This is a genomic window from Patescibacteria group bacterium (assembly GCA_028715115.1).
GTDB lineage: Bacteria > Patescibacteriota > Patescibacteriia > UBA2591 > UBA4787 > JAQUSN01.
In genome coordinates this window covers 1-22,542 of the sequence record JAQUSN010000001.1, presented here as the reverse complement: position 1 = coordinate 22,542, position 22,542 = coordinate 1, and the positions used below count along the sequence as shown (strand labels likewise).

Annotated in this window: 18 protein-coding genes; 15 read left to right on the top strand and 3 right to left on the bottom strand. The window is 39.6% G+C overall.

The genetic code is table 11. The annotated features are described in order from the left end of the window. The first annotated feature begins 48 nt into the window (after window positions 1-48). The 7 genes from PHV78_00090 (at window position 49) to PHV78_00060 (ending at window position 7,769) form a co-directional block, all read left to right on the top strand. On the top strand, window positions 49-627 hold the full coding sequence (locus PHV78_00090; protein ID MDD5395658.1) for a thrombospondin type 3 repeat-containing protein: 579 nt from the start codon (window positions 49-51) through the stop codon (window positions 625-627). Between the two features lie 8 nt (window positions 628-635). Next, entirely contained in the window at window positions 636-2,273 is a 1,638-nt protein-coding gene (locus PHV78_00085; GenBank protein MDD5395657.1) for a hypothetical protein, read from the top strand. A gap of 375 nt (window positions 2,274-2,648) precedes the next feature. Next, entirely contained in the window at window positions 2,649-3,536 is an 888-nt protein-coding gene (locus PHV78_00080; GenBank protein MDD5395656.1) for a glycosyltransferase family 2 protein, read from the top strand. Beyond that, the gene (locus PHV78_00075; GenBank protein MDD5395655.1) at window positions 3,517-4,917 is read left to right on the top strand and encodes an O-antigen ligase family protein; all 1,401 of its coding nucleotides are present in this window, start codon (window positions 3,517-3,519) and stop codon (window positions 4,915-4,917) included. Before PHV78_00080 ends, PHV78_00075 begins: the two co-directional genes overlap by 20 nt. 58 nt (window positions 4,918-4,975) lie before the next feature. Continuing rightward, window positions 4,976-6,082, top strand: coding sequence for a glycosyltransferase family 2 protein (locus tag PHV78_00070; GenBank protein ID MDD5395654.1), 1,107 nt, complete (start codon window positions 4,976-4,978; stop codon window positions 6,080-6,082). 1 nt (window position 6,083) lies between these two features. Further along, window positions 6,084-6,866 (top strand): glycosyltransferase family 2 protein, encoded by a 783-nt coding sequence (locus tag PHV78_00065; GenBank protein ID MDD5395653.1) that lies wholly within the window; start codon window positions 6,084-6,086, stop codon window positions 6,864-6,866. 33 nt (window positions 6,867-6,899) lie between these two features. Beyond that, a complete protein-coding gene (locus tag PHV78_00060; protein ID MDD5395652.1) occupies window positions 6,900-7,769 on the top strand; it encodes a TatD family hydrolase in 870 nt (289 codons plus the stop codon). Window positions 7,770-7,832: 63 nt separating this feature from the next. On the opposite strand, the gene PHV78_00055 is transcribed toward PHV78_00060, so the two are convergent. Together PHV78_00055 and PHV78_00050 are read right to left on the bottom strand one after the other, a co-directional pair. After that, window positions 7,833-8,288: a hypothetical protein gene (locus tag PHV78_00055; protein ID MDD5395651.1), complete on the bottom strand. Its 456-nt coding sequence runs from the start codon at window positions 8,286-8,288 to the stop codon at window positions 7,833-7,835. 144 nt (window positions 8,289-8,432) lie between these two features. After that, window positions 8,433-9,131, bottom strand: a complete 699-nt coding sequence (locus PHV78_00050; protein ID MDD5395650.1) for a hypothetical protein — start codon at window positions 9,129-9,131, stop codon at window positions 8,433-8,435. Between the two features lie 106 nt (window positions 9,132-9,237). Here PHV78_00050 and PHV78_00045 point away from each other — a divergent pair, with 106 nt between their 5' ends. The 8 genes from PHV78_00045 (at window position 9,238) to lysS (ending at window position 22,353) form a co-directional block, all read left to right on the top strand. Further along, complete coding sequence (locus tag PHV78_00045) at window positions 9,238-12,300, top strand: UvrD-helicase domain-containing protein (GenBank protein MDD5395649.1); 3,063 nt, start codon at window positions 9,238-9,240, stop codon at window positions 12,298-12,300. Between the two features lie 106 nt (window positions 12,301-12,406). Beyond that, window positions 12,407-12,796 carry a hypothetical protein gene (locus PHV78_00040; protein ID MDD5395648.1) on the top strand — a complete coding sequence of 130 codons (390 nt, stop codon included), beginning with the start codon at window positions 12,407-12,409 and terminating at the stop codon, window positions 12,794-12,796. Window positions 12,797-12,798: 2 nt separating this feature from the next. After that, the gene (gene pheS / locus PHV78_00035) at window positions 12,799-13,854 is read left to right on the top strand and encodes a phenylalanine--tRNA ligase subunit alpha (GenBank protein ID MDD5395647.1); all 1,056 of its coding nucleotides are present in this window, start codon (window positions 12,799-12,801) and stop codon (window positions 13,852-13,854) included. 27 nt (window positions 13,855-13,881) lie between these two features. Then, complete coding sequence (locus PHV78_00030) at window positions 13,882-16,308, top strand: hypothetical protein (GenBank protein MDD5395646.1); 2,427 nt, start codon at window positions 13,882-13,884, stop codon at window positions 16,306-16,308. Window positions 16,309-16,587: 279 nt separating this feature from the next. After that, on the top strand, window positions 16,588-19,008 hold the full coding sequence (gene pheT, locus PHV78_00025; GenBank protein MDD5395645.1) for a phenylalanine--tRNA ligase subunit beta: 2,421 nt from the start codon (window positions 16,588-16,590) through the stop codon (window positions 19,006-19,008). A 4-nt stretch (window positions 19,009-19,012) separates the two neighbouring features. After that, window positions 19,013-19,582 (top strand): phosphate propanoyltransferase, encoded by a 570-nt coding sequence (gene pduL / locus PHV78_00020; protein MDD5395644.1) that lies wholly within the window; start codon window positions 19,013-19,015, stop codon window positions 19,580-19,582. A 7-nt stretch (window positions 19,583-19,589) separates the two neighbouring features. Beyond that, window positions 19,590-20,645: a glycosyltransferase family 2 protein gene (locus PHV78_00015; protein ID MDD5395643.1), complete on the top strand. Its 1,056-nt coding sequence runs from the start codon at window positions 19,590-19,592 to the stop codon at window positions 20,643-20,645. A gap of 244 nt (window positions 20,646-20,889) precedes the next feature. Continuing rightward, on the top strand, window positions 20,890-22,353 hold the full coding sequence (lysS, locus tag PHV78_00010; protein ID MDD5395642.1) for a lysine--tRNA ligase: 1,464 nt from the start codon (window positions 20,890-20,892) through the stop codon (window positions 22,351-22,353). Between the two features lies 1 nt (window position 22,354). On the opposite strand, the gene PHV78_00005 is transcribed toward lysS, so the two are convergent. Further along, window positions 22,355-22,542: hypothetical protein (locus PHV78_00005; protein ID MDD5395641.1), on the bottom strand; the 188-nt coding region annotated here is incomplete at its 5' end.

Sequence of the window (22,542 nt, the reverse complement as noted above, 5' to 3'; positions counted from 1 at the left end):
TAGGAGGAGGGTGGGTAGTATTTTAAAATGGTAAATAAATAATTTTATATGTTTGCTAATGAATCAAACTTAAACCAGGAACCGGAGGATATTTTTGCTTCTGGCGAGTCAAACAAATCTGTCGCAGCCGTACCCGGCAAAACCGATCCATTATCTCGGACCGTTAAACGTCAAGGCTCTCCGCGACAAGCAACCAAGTTTTTAAAAATAATTTTAATTATTATTATTATTGCTTTGGTTGGTTATGGCGGTTATTACGCTTATGGAAAATTTGGGCCGATTATAAAATCAAAATTAGCCGAAGTGAAGTCGACCAAGCCAACTCCAGTCCAAGAAGTGGTTAATAATAAAATCAATAACGACACCTCACAGCCTTCGACGATTCTAGATTCGGATAAAGACGGATTGAGCGATCAAGAAGAACAAAGCTTAGCCACTGATCCGAATAAAGCCGATAGCGATAACGACGGGCTATTAGATAACGAAGAGGTAAAAATTTATAAAAGCAATCCTTTAAGCGGCGATTCCAACAATGACGGTATTTCCGATGGCGATTCGGTCCGCCGCGGCATTGATCCGGTTACGGGCGCGCAATTTGATCTACAAAAAGCCATTAATAATTTTTAACGTTTTTTATGTTTGATAATTTATCAACTCCACAATCTTCGCAGCCACAATCCTCGACTCCGGTCCAACCGTCTCAAGCCCAATCAGCTTCTACTCAACCGACTCCGACGAAACCGCCAGTAGAGTCAGACGAGGAGTTTATTTCAGTGATGCCCAATCGTTATAAAAAAAATAAGCCGGCGCCGTCAATTTTGTCAGGTTCGGCCAGTCTTAACGTTGACAGCCAAGAGATTTTAACGGCGAAAAAGAAAAAAAATAAAATAATTACCATTGGCGCGATAGGCTTGACGATAGTGGTTGTCTTCGGCGGTTTATTTTATTTTTTATTTTGGGCAAAGAACTATCTGCAAGCGCCCAAGGATATTAATACGCAAACAAACACACAAACTAGGGCTAATTTAAATCAATCGGCGGAGTTAAAGTTAACCGCTGATATTACCGATCTAGCTAGTTCACAGAACCCGCAACCTAAAATTATTACAGCTGAATTTGATTTTCCCGCTGGTGCTCTAGATCAAGGACAGACGATTGTGCTTGTTCCAGAGCCCTCGACTATTACCGATAATACTTATCAAATATTGCCGAGAGCGCCCGAAGCTTTTAAATTATCGGTTATTCCGGCGCTTAAAAAAGCTGCCATTTTAACCTTCTCTTATCATGATTCAGCGGTTGATAAAGCTTGGGAAGCAGACATTAAGTTGGCCTATCTTAAAGATGGAGTTTGGACGCCCTTATCGGCTCAACCAGATACGATTACAAATGTTTTAACTATCAATTTAGATATTATTCCTGCCGATACTTTTGCTTTGGTTGTAGAAAAAAATAAGATACAACCAGCTACCAATGATGTACAGGTGGCTCCGCAGATTTTTTCAACTGTCGATCAAGATAATGATGGGTTAACTGATACCGAAGAAGCGATTTATCAAACCAACATAAATAATCCCGACACTGATGGTGATGGTCAACAAGATGGTTTAGAAGTGGCCAGCCTGTCAGATCCGTTGCATACCGACGGCACCCTAGCCATGTCTGGCCTGACAAAGGTTTTTACCAATTCGATTTGGTCTTATACGATTTTTTATCCGGGTAATTGGTTGGTTAAATCTTTGCCGGAAACCGACGACAGTCAAGTGATGGTCGTTACCAACACCGATGAATTTTTTGAAGTTTCCGTGGAAGATAATTTTGATCGCTTGACGCCGCGCGAGTGGTATTTAAAAAAATCAACCGACGTTGCCTCTGATCAGGTGGCTGACGCGGTGGTCAGCGGCCAGCCGGGAGTTTGGAGCCCAGATCATTTAAATGTTTATGTGGGCAAGGATAATAAAATGTATATCTTGACTTATAATTTAGGTTTGGCGCAAGAGGCGAACTTTAAAACAACTTTTAAGATGATGATTAAGAGTTTTAATTTTTTAGGCAATCAATCGGCGGAAAATATGCCGGCCGGAAAATACCGCGGTAATCGACCTGACGGAAGTTTAATTAAATACGCTTCAAGTCCGGCTATTTATGTGATTGATGGCGGCACTAAACGCGCCATTCCCAGTATGGATGTTTTTAATCGTCTGGAATACAAACAATCAAACATTAATACCATTCCTGACGCTGAATGGTATCCGGATGGACAAGTGATGCAATAATTTTTATAATAAACTTATAATATAAATAGAAGCCGGTCGCGCTTAGGCGCGACCGGCGTTTGTTATGCTCAGTCGTATGGCTCGTTGCTTCGTTTCTTCGTCGAAGCGTCGACCTTCTGAAGCGGCCAGCCCCATGACGACTCCCCACCACAGTAAGTTGACGATGAACATCTTGATGGCGTGGACGAAGAATGGCGTGTAGGGCAAGAACAGGGAGAGCGTGTAGGTAAGTACAAACCCTATTCCTATTACGAGCCAATCACTTTGCTCTCTAGTCATCAACACCTCCAAACAGGTTGCTTGATTTAATTATAATATTTTTTGACATTTTGTCAAGAAATGATAAAATATCAGATATATCAATAATATTACCATATGCTGTCTATTATCATTGTTAACTGGAACGTCAGATCGCTATTGGAGCGATGCTTGAATTCTATCTGGCAAAACCAGCCGTCAATGCCATATGAAGTTATTATTATTGATAATAATTCACGCGATGGCAGTCAGGATTTTTTAGAAAGTATTAGTAAAAAATTCGATAATCTTAAGATTATTTTTAATAATCAAAACCTTGGTTTTGCCAGAGCCTGCAATCAGGGGTTTAAAAAATCAAAAGGCGAAATAATACTTTTCCTTAATCCTGACACCGAAATTTTATTAAATTCATTAGATATTGCTATCGATCATCTTAAAAAAGATTCATCAGCTGGCATTTTGGGCGGACAGATTATCGACGAAGAAAAAGAAACCCAGGCCTCGGTACGGAGTTTTCCCGACGTTTTCTCACAGGCCTTAATTTTATTGAAACTACACAATCTTTTTCCGCGCACTAAAGTTTTTAAAAAATATTTTTTGTCCGATTTTGACTATCAAAAACAACAAGCCGTGGATCAGGTGATGGGAGCGTGCCTTTTAATCAAGCGGGAGTTAATGGAAAAATTGCATGGTTTTGACGAAAAATTCTTTTTGTGGTTTGAAGAAGTTGATTTGTGCTATCGAGCTAAAAAATTAAATTATCAGGTTGTTTATGATCCGGAAATAAAAGTGAAGCATTTAGGGCATCAAAGTTTTTTCAAAATTTCACCTTTAAAAAAACAAAAAATTTATAATCGCAGTTTGATTTATTATTTTCGTAAGCACCATCCGTTTTGGCAGGCGATATTTCTAGCCTGCTTAACGCCACTAAGCTTATTAATGTCGTTTTTTGTTCAATTGTTTTATCCTTGGCTAAAGAATTATTATGTCTCTCGCCGTTACTAATTTGTTTGACCGAAGATTTTGGCTGTGCTTGGCCATTTTTTTTGCTTTTAATTTAATTTCATTTTTAGGCTTTCATGTCCTTATTGTTCAGGTTGTTTTCTTTTGGTTGCTGGTATTTTTAATGATCTGTTTGGTTATTTGGCGATTTGATTTCGCCATTTTATTATTTTTGGGAGAATTATTATTTGGTCAGGCTGGGCATTTTCTCGAATGGCAAAACATTTCTTTGCGTTCAGCCTTGATGATAATTTTGTTGATTGGTTGGTTAACAAGAAAGATAGTGAAGCAAGAAAAAATACTTTTTTTTCAACAATCTATTTCTGTTTATTGGCTAGTTTTAGCCCTAATGGTTCTACTGGCTGTGGGGCGAGGATTTTGGAATAACCATGAGTCTCTTTTGGTGATTCAAGACGCCATGGCTTATGGTTTTTTCTTGTTAGTTTTTCCGCTCAGCGAATTTTTTAGAAAAGAAAGTTATTGGCCGTGGCTGACGAGAATTTTGGCCGTGGCTGTAATCGGCGTAAGCATCCTTACCTTGGCTAACTTATTTATTTATTCAGCTGGCCTAAGCCAAGTTCATGATAATTATTATTGGTGGTTGAGGCAAATAGCCGTGGGCAAGGTGACTGACTTGGGAAGCGGATTTTATCGCATTGTTTTTCCGGCTCATTTATGGATGTTGCCGTTGCTTCTAGTTCTTTTAAGTCTTGTCTTGGGCCGAAATGTTTCCCGTGGAGAACGAAAGAATCTTATTATTTTAGCCGTGGCCATTAGTTTGAGTTTAATGATTAATTTTTCGCGCGGTTATTTTTTAGGCATCTTAGCTGGACTTATGCTTTTAAAGCTCAATTTATCTTGGCGTCGTTGGTTAATAGCTTTCATCTTGATTTTATTGGTTTTTGTAGTAGAATTTAATTTGATTTATTTTCTAACTACCGGGAAGCTGGCTGGTTTGACGTTTCTGTCTGGACGCTTGGGGACTATTACTCAACCAGAAGAAGAATTAAGCTCTTTGACGCGATTGAGAATTCTGCCCAATTTATTGTTTCAAATAAAGCAGAATCCAATTTTTGGCCCTGGCCTGGGCTCTATGGTCAGTTTTTTAAATCCGCTTAATAATTTAATCACGAAAACTTCGAATCCTGATTGGGGATGGTTAGAGATGTGGCTGGAGCTTGGTTTGTTGGGCCTAATGGTTTATCTGGCTTTTTCGGGCAAATTAATTTTTTCTTATCTTAAAGGTGCTTCACGTTTTTCCCGAGATCTTTCCGTCGGCTTAGCGGTTGGTTTTGTTTCTTTAATGGTGGCTAATTTAACCGGCCCATTTTTATTTCATCCTTTAGGAATTTTTTATCAAGTTTTAATGATTAGTTTTATTTAATATTGATCGGAGATAGAAATTATTCGCAATTAGTTTTAATTCGTAATTAGTAGGTAGGATGGTCAAGGTTTCAATACAAATCGTCACTTGGAATTCTTTAAGGTTTTTGCCTGATTGTTTGGAGTCGATATTTAACCAAACCTTTCGGGATTTTTCGATTTTAATTATCGATAACGCCTCCTCTGACCATTCGGTCGGCTATTTAATTAGGAATTGGCCGCAAGTTAAAATTTTAAAAAATTCCCGCAACTGCGGATATGCCAGAGCCCACAACCAGGGGATTTTGGCTACAGATAGCGAATATGTTTTGGTTTTAAATCCGGACGTTATTTTAGAGCCGGATTTTTTAGAAAAAATAATTAATGAAGTTGACAAACAAAAGAAGATTGGCAGCTTTGCGCCAAAATTATTAAAGATGAAATTCTCTCATATTGATCACGGCGAGCACCAGGAGCAACAAGGCGCTGGCGCAGCCATCAACCCCGACTGGTGCGTGACTAAAACCGATATTTTAGATAGCACAGGCCTTGCTATTAGAAGAACTAGGCGGGTAGTTGATCGCGGCGAAGGGGAAGTCGATAAAAAACAATACGATAAATTATTTGATATTTTTGGCGTTTCTGGTGCTTGCGTCTTGTATAGACGGAAGGCTTTAGATGATATAAAATTAAAAATTTTTTCTCATTATTCGTCTGCACCAAGTGCTTCACGTTTTTCTATGGGAGAGCGACGCAAGTCGGCTTTTAGAAATGAATATTTTGACGAAGATTTTCATTCTTACCAAGAAGACATTGATTTGGCGTGGCGACTAAAGTGGCGCAATTGGGGTGCTTTATATGTGCCAGAGGCGATAGCATATCATGTTCGGCAAGTGTCGGCAATGAAAAGATTCAACAAGTCGAGCTGGGTTAATTTTTTATCCTATCGCAATCATTTGTGGTTGCTTATTAAAAATGAGCCCATCGCCAATTTTTTAAAAGATATTTTTCATATTTTCTTTTACCAATCAATCAAAATTTTATATTTATTATTTACTCAACCAGGGGTTTTATTAAAAGCCGAAAAATCATTTTATGCTAAGCAGATTTTAATGTTTAAAAAACGCGCGCAGATTTTTTCTCGGGCTAAAATCAAGAGCGATAAAATAAGAAAATATATTAATTAAAATGGACCTGTCGATTATCATTGTTAATTACAATCAAAAAAATCTGCTCAAACAATGCTGGCAGAACATTATTAATGCACAGATAAAATTAAATTTTGAATTGATTGTTGTCGACAATAATTCTTCCGACGGCACGAGGGACTTATTAAGTGACATTAAAAACGAGCCCGCTATTAAACCGCAAATAATTTTAAATGCTGTTAATCTTGGTTTTGCTAAGGCCGTAAATCAAGGTCTTAAACAATCTATTGGCCAATATGTTTTAGTTTTAAATCCAGATATTATTATTTTGCCCGGGTCGGTTGAAAAACTGCATCAATTTATAAAGAGCCATGGTCGTTGCGCTATTGCTGCGCCAAAACTTTTAAATCCGGATAAAACCCTTCAGTTTTCGGCCTATCGTTTTCCTAAGTGGTATATGCCAATTTTGCGGCGTACTTTTTTGGGCCGATTTGGCTGGGGTAAAAAACAAATTGATTATTATTTAATGAAAGACTGGGATCATCAAGAAAATAGGGAAGTTGATTGGGTTTTGGGCGGAGCTATGATGTTAAACCGGTTGGCGGTTGAGCAAATTGGCGGGCTGGATGAAAGATTCTTTCTTTATTTTGAGGACGTGGAATTATGCCGCCGGGTGAAAAAAAATAATTGGCAGGTTTGGTACGTAGCCGAAGCGCCGTTTTATCATTATCACCAGCGTTTATCAGCTGAACCGCTGGGCCTATTTAAAAAAATAACCTGGATTCACGCGTCCAGTTGGCTAAAATATTTATTAAAAAGATAAGACCGAGTTTTTATCTCTCATATTTTATTTTTCATGTTCGACGTTCATAGCCATCTAAATTTTCAGGCGTTCAAAGACGATTATGCCGAGGTAATAAAAAATAGCCAAGCCAAAGGCGTGGCTAAAATTATTAATATCGGTTCAAATTTCTTAACTAGTCAAAAGGCCATTCAGATTGCTCGGCAATTTGACGGAGTTTTTGCAGCCGTTGGCCTTCATCCGATTCATGTCAAAGACGAGAGTTTTGATTTAAAACAATATTGCCAATTGGTAAAAAATAATTATGATTTTATTAAAGCCATTGGCGAAACAGGCTTGGATCAACATCAGAATAATGAATCAGGAATTATGAATTATGATAGGCAGAAAGAAGTTTTTTTAAGACATTTAGAGTTAGCCAAAGAGGTTGATTTACCGGTTATTTTACATTGTCGGGGCGGTAAAGATAGACCGCTTCAGGCTTATGAAGATCTATTGTTAATAATAGATAATTTTGGTTATGCGCCGCGAGGCGAATTGCACTGCTTTTCAGCTGATTGGCAAACCGCGCATAAATTTTTAAGCTGCGGATTTTATCTTGGTTTTACCGGAATCATTACATATCCTTCCGATTTTTCCTTTGCTGAAAGCAAAGATGAAAAATCGAGAACCCGTCGTTCGTCAGACGAACGAAGGAGGGTCGCTATGAACAATTTACTTGAGGTGGTGGCAAAAACACCCTTGGATAGAATTTTGGTTGAAACCGATTGTCCGTATTTATCGCCACAGCCAGTGCGGCGCCAGCGTTGTGAACCTTGGCATGTCAGATATATTATCGAAAAAATCGCGCAAATAAAAAATACTTCTTTTGAAGAAGTAGAACAGGCGACGATGGAAAACAGCGAAAAATTATTTGGTATTTAATAGATTGTTGCGCAAAAGGAAAACCGGCTGCCCGAAGGCGGCCGGTTTTGGTTCCAGCGGAGGTTATTCGAGTGCTCCGCGCAGGAGCACTTCGGGTGGTGTCCAGGTAGTCGAGTCTTCCGCCTGGAATTGCTTTACCCAGGTCAGGACTGCCTGGTCTTCTCGGTAGGAACGGGCACAAGGGCAGAACTTCTGGTTGTAGACTTCGAGTTCCTTCTTCAGGATAGGCAGATAGAACGTCTGTCGTTCGGTCGGGGCACGTTGCAGTGCCACAGCCATCTTGGCCAACGACCTGCCGATCGTCCAGAACCAGAAGTCGCGCGGGTTGTCATTGTCTGTTATGGCGTCCTTGACGTCCCGTATCAGCTGTTTCGCTGATGTTGAGAGTTCATCCAGGGAATCGTGCGGGGCCGTTATGCTGGTTGCTACCAGATTGTCCTCGGGAATTGCGCCAGTTTTGGTGCAGCCCCCGAAGCCGAGCAGCAGGATAACTATCGTTAAGGGAATAAGCGTCTTCATTCTTGTCTCCTTAGTTTGTGCCGCTAGACTTGTGTCCAGCGACGTTCTTGCCTTCGTATTTCTACGATTGCTTTTATATAATAGCATATTTTAGATAAAAGTCAAGGCCGGGCTCCTTGCGGGGCCCGGCCTTTTTCGGAACGGTTACGGTTCGCTGTAGAGCCAGGTTGTTGGCTGGTCTAGGTTGACCGCGACTGCCCAGTTAAGGCATCGCAGATCTTCCCCGTTCAGTTCCGGCCATCCGATTCCCAGGTTGTTGGTCCATCCGTCCCTGTAGTGCTTGATCTGCAGGTACTGGATGATGCGTCGCGACGCAGGTCGAATGACCTGGTAAAACGCATGCTCAAGCATGACTTTGGTGTCTGCCTGGGCGCCCTTGGGTGCTGTCAGGTAGTCGGACATGACGTTTCGACCGAGGTAACAGGTATGGATCAGTCTGTTGATCAGGCCATCGGCTTCTTCGTAGAGGCCGTTGATTTGGACGTTTTGTATTTCCGCCGCCTCGACCCGGAAGATGCCGGTCTGGTAGTACAGGTTGGTGTTGAGCTGGTTGTACAGGTCTGTCAGCTCATACTCCTGTTCCTGGACCCGCATTCTTAGGTAGTAGAGGGAGTCGAGTAGTTGCCGCCTGGACAGCCGCTTCGCGTCGAGCGTGTCGTCATTGAGCTGGTTTATAGCTGCACAGGCTGTGTTGTCGGCGAAATCGCCGGCCACTCGGCCCATTTTGGCGTACGCCTGCTTGATGCCGTGGGTGATGGGCTTGATTGCTGTCCCGAGCCCAATCACAGCCGTTACGGTCACAGGCACGATCCATGTCAGGTGCCAGAGATTGCGAACTTTCACGTAGAACCTCCTTGGGCATTAGTGCCCTTTGTGCTAAGTACCCATATGTTATCATATTTTCTCTCTTTTGTCAAGGGTTGGCTTTTTAAATTAAATTTGCTAGAATATGCTTATGATTTTAGAAGAAATAACCAGCGATTTAAACCAAGAGCAACAACAGGCGGTCATTCACGGCGACGGTCCATTTTTAATTATCGCCGGAGCGGGTACGGGCAAAACCACGGTTATTACCCGGCGCATCGCCTGGCTGATTTTGTCCGGAAAGGCCAAACCCGAAGAAATTTTAGCTTTGACTTTTACTGATAAGGCGGCCGAAGAAATGGAAGAGCGCATTGATAAATTATTACCTTATGGTTATGTTGACCTTTGGGCTTCGACTTTTCATTCTTTTTGCGAAAGAATTTTACGCCAGCACGCCATTGAAATTGGACTCCCGCTTAATTTTAAAATCATTAATTCTGCCCAACAGGCTCTTTTGGTCCGCCAGAATTTTAGCCGTTTTAATCTAAACTATTATCGGCCGCTCGGTACGCCGTTTAAATTCATTCAAGATTTGATCAAGCATTTTTCTCGGGCTAAAGACGAATTTATTACACCCGAAGAATATTTAAATTACGCGGAGAAAATTGCCCTAGATCAGGATACGGTAACCAGCCATAAACTTTTAGATCAGGAAGCCGGCCGGCTCAAAGAAATCGCCGAGGCTTATCAAACTTACCAGCAACTATTATTAGAAAATTCGGCGCTTGATTTTGGTGATTTGATTAATTATACGATCAAGCTTTTCAAAGATCGGCCAAACGTTTTAGCTAAATACAGGGAACAGTTTAAATATGTTTTGGTTGATGAATTTCAAGATACTAATTGGTCGCAATATGAATTATTAAAATTATTAGGCGCTCCAAAGAATAATTTAACCGTAGTGGCCGATGATGACCAGAGTATTTATAAATTCCGTGGCGCTTCATATAACAATGTTATTCAGTTTAAAAGAGATTACCCCAAAACCAAAGAAGTTGTTTTGGTGAAAAATTATCGTTCCAGACAAGAGATATTAGATATGGCCTATCGTTTTATTCAGCTTAATAATCCCAATCGTCTGGAGGCGCAGGTTTCTCAGCTTGACGGAGTGGGCGATTTGCCCAAAAACGTAATTTGCAAAAAACTTGAAGCTACGCGCGGTAATGGCGCAAACATTGATTTACTGCAAAGTGCCACTCAAGACGAAGAGGCCAAAGCCGTAGTCGATAAAATTATCGAGATGAAAGAAAAAAACCCGGAAGCCAGTTGGAACGATTTTGCCATTTTAGTGCGGGCTAATAATCAGGCGGAAATATTTTGCCAGGCTTTGCGTTGGCGCAATGTGCCTTATCAATTTTTAGCCCACAGCGGATTATTTTCTAAGCCGATTATTTTAGACATTTTGGCCTATTTAAAATTATTAGTTAATTATCACGAAAGCACAGCGCTTTATCGGATTTTAACGTCGCCGATTTTTTCGGCCCAGGGCCTGCCTAGCGGACAGGCAGGCCGATCTCAGCCCAAGGCTGATGAGCCTAGGGTTCACGCCTCGGGCGGAAAAATAACTAACGAAGACTTAGTCAACATAATAAATGCGGCGCGCCGCAAAGGAAAATCTCTTTATCAAACACTAAAAACAATTCATTCTTTGCAAGAAATTTCCAAAGATGGCGCGTCGGCCATTGATCAGCTTTTGGGCTGGATTGAAAAACATAGCCAGATGGCCAGACAGCAGGGCGCGGGTAAAATAGTTTATTCTTTCTTGGAAGATTCTGGTTATTTGAAAAGTATTTCCCGGCAGGCTGAAAAAGGCGGCCTAGAAAATATAGAGAATGTTGCCTGGGTTAGCCAATTTTTCAAAAAAATAGAAGAATTCGAATTAACCAATACCGATAAATCATTAAAGAATTTTATTGAGACGATCGATATTATTATTGAAGCTGGCGATGAGGGCTCGTTGCCGACTGATATTATTGAAGTTGGTCCGGAGACGGTAAAAATTATGACCGTTCATGGCGCTAAAGGCCTGGAATTTAAAACGGTTTTTTTAGTTAATTTAGTTGATCGCCGTTTTCCTACTTCAGAGCGCAAAGAAGGCGTTGAATTGCCCGATGCCTTGACTCGCGAGATAATTCCCGAAGGCGATATTCATTTACAAGAAGAACGGCGATTATTTTACGTGGCACTAACTCGCGCCAAAGATAATTTATTTTTAACTTTAGCCGATGATTACGGTGGCGCCCGCAAGAAAAAGGCCTCAAGATTTTTATATGAATTAGGTTTAATAAAAGAAGAGGCTATAGGTAAAAAAACAAAAGTCTTAAAATTGCCGATTTTTAAAGAGGAAGAAAAAAAAGTAATCACTCAATTTAATTTGCCGGCCAAAATTAGTTTTAGCCAACTGCGCGCTTTTGAAAATTGCCCGTTGCAATATAAATTCGGTTTTATTTTGCGTATTCCAGTTCGCGGCCGTTATGTATTTAGTTTTGGCCAGACTATGCATCTAACGCTCCAAAAGTTTTTGTCGCAAGTTTTATTGCAGAAGAAAGTCGTACAAAGCAAATTATTTGAAACGCCGAAAAAGGAAGAGCCTGTCGTGCCAAACCAGGATTTGATAATGAAGATTTATGATGAGTGCTGGATTGATGAATGGTATCCGGACGATAAGTTGCGGGAAGAATATCGGCAAAAGGGAGAGAAGAGTTTAAAGAAATTTTATCAGGAATTCAGCACCTCGAAACCAGACGTTCAATATGTGGAGTTAGATTTTAATTTTAAGGTCGGCGACTGCACGATTAAGGGAAAAATTGACCGGGTAGACGATTTGGGAGACGGTTTAGAAATTATTGATTATAAAACCGGTACCGTTAAAGACGGAAAATTATCAGCCGAAGATAAAGAGCAATTACTGATTTATCAATTAGCCGCGGCCGGTTTGTTCAAAAAAGAAATTAAAAAATTAACTTATATTTTTTTAGAAGATAATTCCCAGTTGTCTTTTTTAGGGACGGAGGGCGAGCTGGATGATATGAAACAAAAAATCGCCAAAATTTTTGACGAAATTCATCACAGTAATTTTCCGGCCAAGCCGAGTATGCTTTGCAAGTATTGCGATTTTAAGGATATTTGTGAGTACCGTAAAATATAGACTTACCCTTAAACTTTACGCCCCGCTTAGCGGGGCTAAGGCATTAGTAAAGTTGTTCTAACTGGGCTTGATTTTTTATTAAATTTTGTTAAAATAACTAACATCTATGACGTTAAAACAATATCTCAATTTAATGTTTATTTGCACCTTAATTTGTTGGGGCGTTTGGGTTTTATCGATCTTCCTGGTCAACCCGCAAAACGCCGGCATATTAGGGTTTGTTTTATTTTATCTTAGTTTATTTTTGGCGATTTTGGGCAGTACTGCCTTGGTGGGATTTTTAATTCGTGCTCGTTTGGGCAAAACCCCTATTTTTGCCCAAGTCAGCATTGCTTTCCGTCAGGGAATTTGGATTGCTTTAATAATTATTTTTGCTTTATTGCTTCAAAGTTTTCGCTTATTACGTTGGTGGAATGTCGCCTTGTTTGCCCTGCTCGTCATTATTATTGAGGTTTTAATTTTAACCAATCGTCGCCCGATTAAAAATTTAGAATAACCATGAAAGAGTCTTTGGAAAATTTAAAAAATTCAGCGCTGCAAGAAATTAGAACGGCGGGCGGCTTTAATTCATTAGAAGAATTGTGGCGCAAATATTTAGGACGCAACGGGCAATTGCGGAATTTTAGCATAAAGATAAAAGATATGACTCCACAAGAGAAGGCAGAAATGGGACGACTTATCAATGAGGTAAAAAATATTTTAGAGTCAACTATAAATAATAGAAAAAATGATTTATCAGTGGCTGATTCTCGACAAGTCGACGATTTGCCGGACTTGAATTTAAATTTAACTGATCAGACGATTAAGCTCGGTCATTTACACCCACACACGCAAATGAAGATGCGAGTAGCTGACATTTTTCACTCCATGGGTTGGCAGGTGCTAGAGGGGCCAGAGGTCGAGAACGAACATTATCATTTTGATGTTTTAAATATTCCCGCTAATCATCCGGCGCGCGACATGTGGGATACATTTTGGCTCAATCATCAACCATCAAAAAATGGCAGATTGCTTTTAAGGGCGCATACTTCGGCGATGCAGGTTAGGGTAATGGAGAAACAAAAACCGCCACTCAAGGTTTGCGTTATCGGCAAATGCTATCGTCACGAAGCGACGGATGCTAGACACGAACATAGTTTATACCAAATTGAAGGATTTGTGGTTGATAAAAACGTTTCCGTAGCTAACCTACTTCATACTTTAAAGACTTTTTTGCATTATTTATTTGGTCGCGACGTCGAAGTTAGGCTTAGACCAAGCTATTTTCCTTTTACTGAACCAAGTTTTGAATTAGATTTTTCTTGTCTTAGATGTGGTGGCCAGGGTTGTCCTGTTTGCGGTCAAAGCGGTTGGGTCGAAATGCTCGGTTGTGGCATGATTCATCCCAATGTTTTGCGTGCTGCTGGCTACCTGCCTGCCGGCAGGCAGGTCCAGCCTCAATATACTGGTTTTGCTTTTGGCATCGGTTTAGATCGGTTGGTGATGATGCGTCATAAAGTTGATGACATTAGATGGTTTAATGGCGGTGATTTAAGGTTTTTAAGACAATTTTAAATATTTAAATTATATATTTAAAGGATTATGAATAAAACATCGATCAGAAAAATGTTTTTAGTCGGTTTGATTTTAGTAAGTTTTGTTTTATTGCCAACATTTGATTCTTCGGTGGTTAAAGCTCAGGCGCCGGACTATCAGCCTGATTTAATGATCGGCTATGACACTACGGCTAATTATGCTGGCGGTGGGATTTATAACAACACTGCTTTTAATCAAACTATTTATCAGATTATTGATGCGCATAAACAGGTTGGTTATCGTCTGAGAGTAGAAAATGACGGTGACCCAGTAGATAAATTTGTGATTACTGGTTCATCAACTGATAGCTATTGGACTATACTTTATAAGGACGTTACAGGCCGAGATATTACCGGCAACATCACCGGAAGCGGTTGGAGCACGGCTTCTTTGCCGCATAATCGCCAGGAAGAATTTTTTATGTATGTGACGCCGACGGAAAATGTTTTTTACGGCCAGGAAAGCGTCTTTTTCGTTCGAGCTCGTTCAGCTACCAGCGGTAATCAAGATTTAGTTAGGGGTGTCATTACCATACGCTTCAATAGTGCTAATGCCGGCGGTGGTAACCAAGGCGGTGGTGTTACTCCTGGTCAGCCGGGTCAGCCTGGCGGTGGTAACCAAGGCGGTGGAGGCGGTTCAACTACGCCGACAACTGCTCAACAGCCTGATTTAGAAATTAAGACAGCAGGCGAGCAAAATTATATCGGATTGGGAGTTTATGAAAAACCAGACGCAGTGGTTATCCAATCTAAAATCATAGTTTCTAGTGCCGCCTTTAATCCGGCGGTCGTTAACCTGGGAGTGACTAATGTCGGCAGCCAAGCTGATACGTTTGTGCTTAAAGCGGGCAGTGAAACCAAGGATTGGCAGGTTAGTTATTTTGTTAAAAATAGTGATAAATGGGACAACATTAGTCTGCAAATGTTAAATGGTTATCGATTCGGCTTACAGCCCAATAAAAACTTAGAATTTAAGATGGAAATTAGCGTGCCCGAATCAGTCCAGACCGGTGATTTCGCTGAATTTGGTATTGCCACCCATTCTCTCAATGATCCGGTTAATAAGATAGATGCAGCTAAGGTTAGAGTAAATATTGATACAGACTTAGACAAAGATGGTATGTCTGATCTTTGCGAGGTTAAATATGGACTTAATCCAAAGGATCCAAGTGACGCTCAATTAGACTTAGATGGTGACTTTGTGATTAATAAGGAAGAGTGTACTTTAGGGACTAATCCTAAAGAAAAAGATACTGACGGTGATGGGCTGTGGGATGGAGCAATAGTTGAAAATACAAAACTTATTTTGCCGGGATTAAAATCTGACCACTTTGTTATTGCTGGTCCGGTGAAAAGCATTATTGGAACTATTTTACCAGAGCAAACTATTAATTTTAATTTAATTAATGCCACCGACAATAAAAGTCCTTTTAATTATCAGGCCAATAAAGACGGCATGCTGACTTTCCAAATCAATAAAGATTTGATAATTCAGCCTGGTGGTTATAATTTGCAAACCATCGGCAATGGCAAGGTTTTTCAGGAAAATCAATTTTTCGTCAGTCCATACGGACATGTTTATAAGAAAAAAAATCATGAGCCTATGGCTAATGTGACGGTTAACTTATATCGATGTGGCGAGGGCTGTTGCCAATTTATGGCTTCAACCATAACCGACGAGAACGGGGTATATGATGAATTCATGCTACCTGCCGGATCATATCGGTTGAAAGTTAATCAAGAGAATTTCAATCCATACGCGTCTCCAATTTTTACTTTAAGTAAAGATGGTAATAAAATAGATATTTTATTAGGATTAAAGACGCCGGCGTGGCTGATTGTTTTATATTGGGTTTTAGGCTTAATAGGTTTTATCATCTTGGTGGCTTTAATTTGGAAGCTGAAAGATGCTTTCTACAAGCAAGAGATTCTAGCCTATCAACCGGATGCGCAGATTAAAAATGGCGACGAAACAGATGATCGATACTTGGGAGATACAATTTATAATTTAGATGGCCTAGGTCAAAGCAAAGAACAAGAAATTGCTGCTGAACAAACTGCGGTTTTCCACCTGAAAGTTCAAAACGACGGGCGAGGCGTGGATAAATTCTTAGTTCAGGCTTATCCGGATAAAAATTGGAATATTAGATTTTTCAATATTCTAGAAGATGGAAATGAAATTACTTCACAAATTTTGGGAACCGGTTGGGAAAGCGGCAACTTGGCCAGCGGTTTAACCAAAGAAGTTAGATTAGAAATTTCCGTCAAAAATGAAGAGGCTATAGAAAATAGATTTTACGAATTCCCAATCCAGGTCACTTCAATTAACGATCCTTCTAAGTCAGACGTGGCTAAAGCGAGGGTTAGGTTAATCGAAAAAGAAAAACCAGTTAACAATATTAATTCTAGTCACAATAATAATAATAATTGTTGATTGGGTTATCTCTCTTTGTCTTCGCCAGATGGCGAATCTAAAATTTTAGTAATAAATTTTTGGTTATCCCGTAAAAGTCCGACTATAGTCGGACTCACGGGATGCACCCGCCTGCCATCGCCTGTCAGATGTTATAGCAAATAAAATTTAGACATACCTTGCTAATAATAAACGGCAAAAATATTTCGACTGGCTTATGGCGGGCAGGCAAAATTTTAGTTGCCGGCAGGCAGGCAAAAAATTTATTCGCTCCACTCTAAATTTTTTAATAATTTTGGCATGAAATTATCTTATCAGTGGCTCAAGAAGTTAGTAAAATTCAACGAATCGCCAGAAAATTTGGCTAAACTTTTGACTACGCGCGTAGCGCAGGTTGAGGGCACGGTATCTTTGAATAAAAATTTAGATCGGATTATTGCCGTCAAAATTGTTGAAGTTAAGCCGCACCCTAACGCAGATAAATTAAAAATCGCGACCATTATTTTCCCCGACAAAAAAACCAGGCAAGATCAGCGCTTAGAAATTGTTTGCGGCGCGCCTAATATCAAGTCCGGTCAGATAGTTCCGTTAGCCTTGCCCGGTGCGCGATTGCCTAATGGTGCGGAGATAAAAGAGGCTGTTATTAGGGGTGTAAAATCGATCGGTATGCTTTGCGCCGAAGATGAATTATGTTTGGGCGATGATCATACCGGCATTTTAGTTTTGCCCGAAAAATCAAGGGTCGGCGAACCAATTACTAAACTTTTAGAGCTTGACGATACTATTTTAGACGTGGAAAATAAATCATTAACTCATCGGCCTGACTTATTCTCGGTTGAAGGTTTTGCCAAAGAAATCGCAGCCATCAAAGGACAGCAAATAAAAGAAATACCGCTTAAACTACCAAAAACAAAAAGCGGTTTACTAAAAGTTAACATTAAAATTAGCAACGATAAACTCTGTCCACGCTATATGGCGGTGATTATGGATTCTATTAAGATTGGCCCTTCGCCGCTTTGGCTTCAAAATAGATTGAGAAATTTGGGCATTAAACCGATCAATAATGTCGTAGACATTACTAATTATGTTTTACTAGAAAGAGGTCAGCCGCTTCATGCTTTTGATTTTGATAAGCTAGACAAGGTATCGTCAGAAAAAAATAAAAATATTTTTGTTCGTTTGGCTAAAAAAAGCGAACGTATTTTAGCGCTTGATGCCAAAACCTACGAATGCCAGGAAGGCGACTTGGTTATTGCTGATAACCGCGGTCCAATAGCCTTGGCCGGCATTATCGGCGGCCAGTACTCAGCTATTGATAGCAAGACCAAGACTGTCATAATCGAATCGGCGCTTTTTGAACCAGCCGCTATTCGTCGTACTTCTTGGCGAACCGGCTTGCGAACCGAGGCGGTTTTGCGTTTTGAAAAAGGTTTACCTGTAACTTTTTCCGAGCAAGGACTCGCCAGAGCCGTTGAATTAATAGAAGAATTAGCCGGCGGGAAGATAGTCAGCCAGATTTATGATTTACGGAGTGTTAAGATTAGTAATTTAATAAAAAACAAAAAAATCATCGCCTTAGACGTAAAAAGAGTCCATGATTTAGTTGGCGCTCCGATTAATTTAACTAAAATAATAAGCATTTTAAAGTCATTGGGTTTTGGGGTGAAAAAAATAAGCCAGAAAAAAATATCAGTAAGCGTTCCTTTGTATAGGCCTGACGTGGAGCAGCCGGAAGACCTAATAGAAGATATTGTGCGTATTTATGGTTTAGACGATTTGATGCCGCAACCGCTAACGGGTCAAATTACGCCGGTTTCTTATAATGACGATTTTAAACTTGAGCAAAATATTAAATTAACCCTAGTTGCCAGTGGTTTTGATGAGACTTATAATTATTCATTTTACGGAGATAGATTAATTAATCAGCTAAAGCTGAAGATCGAGGATCATTTGTCCCTAGCCAACCCCTTAAGTCCGCAATTGAAATATTTAAGAATAAGTTTAATTCCTTATTTATTGGAGAATGCCCTAAAGAATATTCCAATTTTTGGTCAGTTTAGGATTTTTGAGGTTGGTAAAATCTATCAACCGGATCAGGAAATGCTGGTAAAAGAAGAAAAATATTGCTCGGGCATTATCATCGAAAAGAATAAAAAATTATTTTATTCGATTAAATCAATAATCGAAACGGTTTTGTCGAAAGCCGGTTTTGGTACGGAACGAATCTCTTTTCAAGTTGGCAAGAATCATCAGTATCAATATCTTAAAAATATAATCGGCATTTTTGTTGATAAAAAATTGATTGGCGTCACAGGAGAATTAGATGATGCTCTAAAAAACTCATTAAAGATAAATTCCGGCGCTGGTTTATTTGAAATTAATATAGAAAACCTCAAGGTAATCGAAAGGCCCACGCCAATGTTTAAAACTATTTCCAATTACCCTCCGATTTTAAGAGATTTGTCTTTTATTGTGGCTAGGTCGACGGTTTTAGCTGACTTATTAAAAACAATCAAGGACTTTCATCCCTTAATTTCTGGAGTAGAAGCATTTGATGTTTTTGAGTCAGACAAATTAGGCGCTGACGTGCTTAATGTCGCCTTTCATTTAACTTTTCAATCATTTGAAAGAACATTAAATTCACAGGAAATAGATAAGGTTATTAATGATTTGGTAAAATTATTATTTGATAAATTTAATGCTAAATTAAGAAATTTTTAACAAAATGACCAAAATTATTATTGAAAGTTCCGCCCGGCACGTTCATTTGTCACAGCATGACCTGGAAAAACTATTTGGCGTGAACTATAAATTGAATAAATTAAGAGATCTTTCGCAGCCTGGAGAGTTTGCCGCTCAAGAAACACTGGCTATAAAAACTCCTAAAAATAAATTAGAGAAGATTAGAGTTGTTAGTCCGCTTCGCCCGCAAACCCAGGTTGAGATTTCTAAGACCGATGCCCTGATTCTTGGTCTTAATCCACCAGTGCGCAATTCGGGAGATTTGGCTAATTCTGACCCTTGTATTTTAGTTGGTCCGGTTGGCGAGATAAGTTTATCGCAAGGCGTAATCTTGGCCCAGCGGCATATTCACGTTAATTCTAAGTTTTTGGCACAAAACGGTTTGTCCGAAAAAGAGTCGGTGTCGGTTAAGGTTGATGGAGAGAGAGGATTGGTTTTTAATAATGTTTATCTGAAATCTGATGAAAAATTTATGCCAGTTTTTCATATCGATACTGACGAAGCTAATGCAGCTGGAATAAATAAGACCGGCGAAGGCGAAATTATAGTTTGAATATTTTATGGCCGGAAAAATAATAAGCGTTGTTATTCCTATTTATAATGGTCGGGAATATTTACCCGACTGTTTTGCTAGTTTAGCCAAGCAGACATATTTGCCCCATCAAGTGATTGTGGTTGAAGATCAATCAAAAGATGCGAGTCGAGAATTTTTATCCCAAGCTAAAATAAAAGGCACTGATTTAAAGATTATTTATAATGAAAAAAACATCGGCTTTGTCCGTTCATGTAACAAGGGCATGGCCGAAGCTTTAAACAATGGCGCAGATTATATTTTTCTCTTAAATCAGGATACTATTTGCGATGATAAATGTTTAGAAAAATTATTAGAAGCGGCCGAATTGCAGGATAATTTATTTGCCTTACAGGCTATGCTTTTGTGGTGGCCGCAGACAAACGTAATTCAGACTTCCGGAGATAAAATTCATTTTTTAGGATTTGGCCATTCCGGTGATTTTAAAAAATCGGCAGATTTATATCAAAATTTAAAAATAAAAAGAATTACTTACGCCTCAGGTGCAGCCTTGTTTATGCGCGCTTCTGTTTTAAAAGAAGTGGGGTTGTTTGATGAAGATTTAATCATGTATCACGATGACTTGGATTTGTCTTGGCGAGCAAGATTTTTAGGCTATCAGATATTTGTGGCGCCGCAGGCCATTGTTTATCATAAATATACTGACGGAATTGTTAAAAATAGATGGTTTTGGTCAGAAAGAAATCGAACCTTAACACTGTTAAAATTTTATAAATGGCCAACCTTGATTTTGATTTTTCTGCCTTGGTTGATTATGGAGCTGGGCGTATTGGTATTTGCCCTTACAGCAGGATGGTTTAGTTTGAAAATTAAATCCTATATCAGCGCGATAAAACAATTGCCCAATACCTTGCATGCGCGGCGAGATGTGCAAAAAACAAGGAAAATCCCTGATCGGCAAATGGTTAAATGGATAGAAGGCAGGTTGACCTTCAGCGGTTTTAAGAATCCGATTTTACGATATATAGTCAATCCTGTTTTTGGCTTGTATTGGGCTATCATTAGGCGGATAATCTGGTGGTAAATTAAAAAATTTGTTATACTTAACATAGACTGAATATAGGCTATCCCGTAAAAGCCGACTGCTATCGGCTTACGGGATACTCCCGCCTGCCATCGCCTGCCAAATGTTATAGCTAATAAAGCTTTTAGATTTTACCTGCTAATAATAATGGTAAAAATACTTTGGCTGGCTTATGGCGGACAGGCAAATTTGTAACGAAATTTACTTCGTTACAAACTAACTCGTAAATTTCGACAAATTTGGTATGACCGAATTAGAACCAATCAGACGGCAAAAATTAGACGCCTTACGCCAAAAAGGCATTAATGCTTATCCGGCTAAAATTAAGCGCGACCATACTTGCCATTTGGCTAAGGAAAATTTTGATAAATTATCTGAGACTAAAAAGGAAATTACCTTGGCGGGTCGCTTAGTCTTGCTGCGGCTTCATGGCGGGGCTTCTTTTGCGCAGTTACAGGACGGAACGGATAAAATTCAGATTCTTTTCCGCCGCGATATAGTCGGTGAAGAAAATTATAAACTCTTGAAAGATTCTATTGATTTGGGAGATTTCATTGAAGCAACCGGTACATTATTTTTGACCAAAACCAATGAGCAGACATTAGAAGTTAAAAGTTTTCGTTTAATTACGAAAACCTTATTACCTTTGCCGGAAAAATGGCACGGGTTGGTTGATGTCGAGGTTAGATTTAGACAGCGCTATTTGGATTTAATATCTAATCCTGAGGTTCGCCAATTATTTCGCAATAGAAGCTTGATAGTTAAGTCGATTCGTGAATTTTTTAACAACCGTGATTATTTAGAAGTTGAAACTCCGATTTTACAACCCCTACAAGGCGGTGCTAACGCTCGGCCGTTTATTACGCATCATAATGCTTTGAATATGGAATTGTACTTACGCATTGCGCCGGAACTCTATTTAAAAAGATTAATTGTTGGCGGTTATGATCGGGTTTACGAAATTGCTCGTTGCTTTAGAAACGAAGGTATTGATAAAGCTCACAATCCAGAATTTACCCAAATAGAATTTTATCAGGCCTATTCTGATTATAATGATTTGATGATTTTGACCGAAGAACTGATAAAGTTTTTAACCGAACGAGTTTGCGGTAGCACCAAGGTTAGTTATGAAAATAACAAAATGGATTTTACCCCACCCTTTCCTAGGGTTACTTATCGCGAAGCCATAAAAAAACAAACAGGACTTGATATTGATAAATGTAAAGAAACTAAAGAGTTGGCCAAAGAAGCCAAAAAATTAGGTCTGGAAATTGACCCCACTTGGGAGAAGGCTAATATTTTAGACGAATTTTTTAAACAATTTGTCAGGCCAAAAATAATCGATCCGATTTTTATAGTTGATTATCCGGTTGAGCTTGAACCGTTAGCCAAAAGAAAAGCCGATAATCCTGACTATGTGGAACGTTTTCAGCTGGTGGCGGCTGGCATGGAGCTTTGCAAGGGCTTTTCCGAGTTAAACGATCCGATCGACCAAGAGGGGAGATTTAGGGCTCAAGAGGCTATGGCCGAAGCCGGCGACGAAGAAGCGCAACGCTTAGATTTTGATTTTATTGAAGCCTTGAAATATGGCATGCCACCGACAGCCGGTGAGGGCTTTGGTATTGATCGTTTAGCTATTTTATTTAATAATGTTCATAATATCCGCGAGGTTATTTTATTCCCGACCATGCGGCCCAAGGAAAAATAATCTATAATAGATGAAAACCTACTCTCACATCTTTCCCTGAGTTTCTGTTTTTAGCTTTTAATTTTTTATGTCCATTAATAGTGTTGGTAGATTTAAGGCCGATTTTTCTCGACGGTCTTTTACTCTCGTCGAACTTTTGATTGTGGTTGCCATCATTGGCCTCTTGACTACCATTGCCATTTTCGCCGT

Coding starts and splice junctions, on each gene's coding strand:
- PHV78_00090 (MDD5395658.1), top strand. CDS start 49: ATGTTTGCTAATGAATCAAACTTAAACCAGGAACCGGAGGATATTTTT.
- PHV78_00085 (MDD5395657.1), top strand. CDS start 636: ATGTTTGATAATTTATCAACTCCACAATCTTCGCAGCCACAATCCTCG.
- PHV78_00080 (MDD5395656.1), top strand. CDS start 2,649: ATGCTGTCTATTATCATTGTTAACTGGAACGTCAGATCGCTATTGGAG.
- PHV78_00075 (MDD5395655.1), top strand. CDS start 3,517: ATGTCTCTCGCCGTTACTAATTTGTTTGACCGAAGATTTTGGCTGTGC.
- PHV78_00070 (MDD5395654.1), top strand. CDS start 4,976: ATGGTCAAGGTTTCAATACAAATCGTCACTTGGAATTCTTTAAGGTTT.
- PHV78_00065 (MDD5395653.1), top strand. CDS start 6,084: ATGGACCTGTCGATTATCATTGTTAATTACAATCAAAAAAATCTGCTC.
- PHV78_00060 (MDD5395652.1), top strand. CDS start 6,900: ATGTTCGACGTTCATAGCCATCTAAATTTTCAGGCGTTCAAAGACGAT.
- PHV78_00055 (MDD5395651.1), bottom strand. CDS start 8,288: ATGAAGACGCTTATTCCCTTAACGATAGTTATCCTGCTGCTCGGCTTC.
- PHV78_00045 (MDD5395649.1), top strand. CDS start 9,238: ATGCTTATGATTTTAGAAGAAATAACCAGCGATTTAAACCAAGAGCAA.
- PHV78_00040 (MDD5395648.1), top strand. CDS start 12,407: ATGACGTTAAAACAATATCTCAATTTAATGTTTATTTGCACCTTAATT.
- pheS (MDD5395647.1), top strand. CDS start 12,799: ATGAAAGAGTCTTTGGAAAATTTAAAAAATTCAGCGCTGCAAGAAATT.
- PHV78_00030 (MDD5395646.1), top strand. CDS start 13,882: ATGAATAAAACATCGATCAGAAAAATGTTTTTAGTCGGTTTGATTTTA.
- pheT (MDD5395645.1), top strand. CDS start 16,588: ATGAAATTATCTTATCAGTGGCTCAAGAAGTTAGTAAAATTCAACGAA.
- pduL (MDD5395644.1), top strand. CDS start 19,013: ATGACCAAAATTATTATTGAAAGTTCCGCCCGGCACGTTCATTTGTCA.
- PHV78_00015 (MDD5395643.1), top strand. CDS start 19,590: ATGGCCGGAAAAATAATAAGCGTTGTTATTCCTATTTATAATGGTCGG.
- lysS (MDD5395642.1), top strand. CDS start 20,890: ATGACCGAATTAGAACCAATCAGACGGCAAAAATTAGACGCCTTACGC.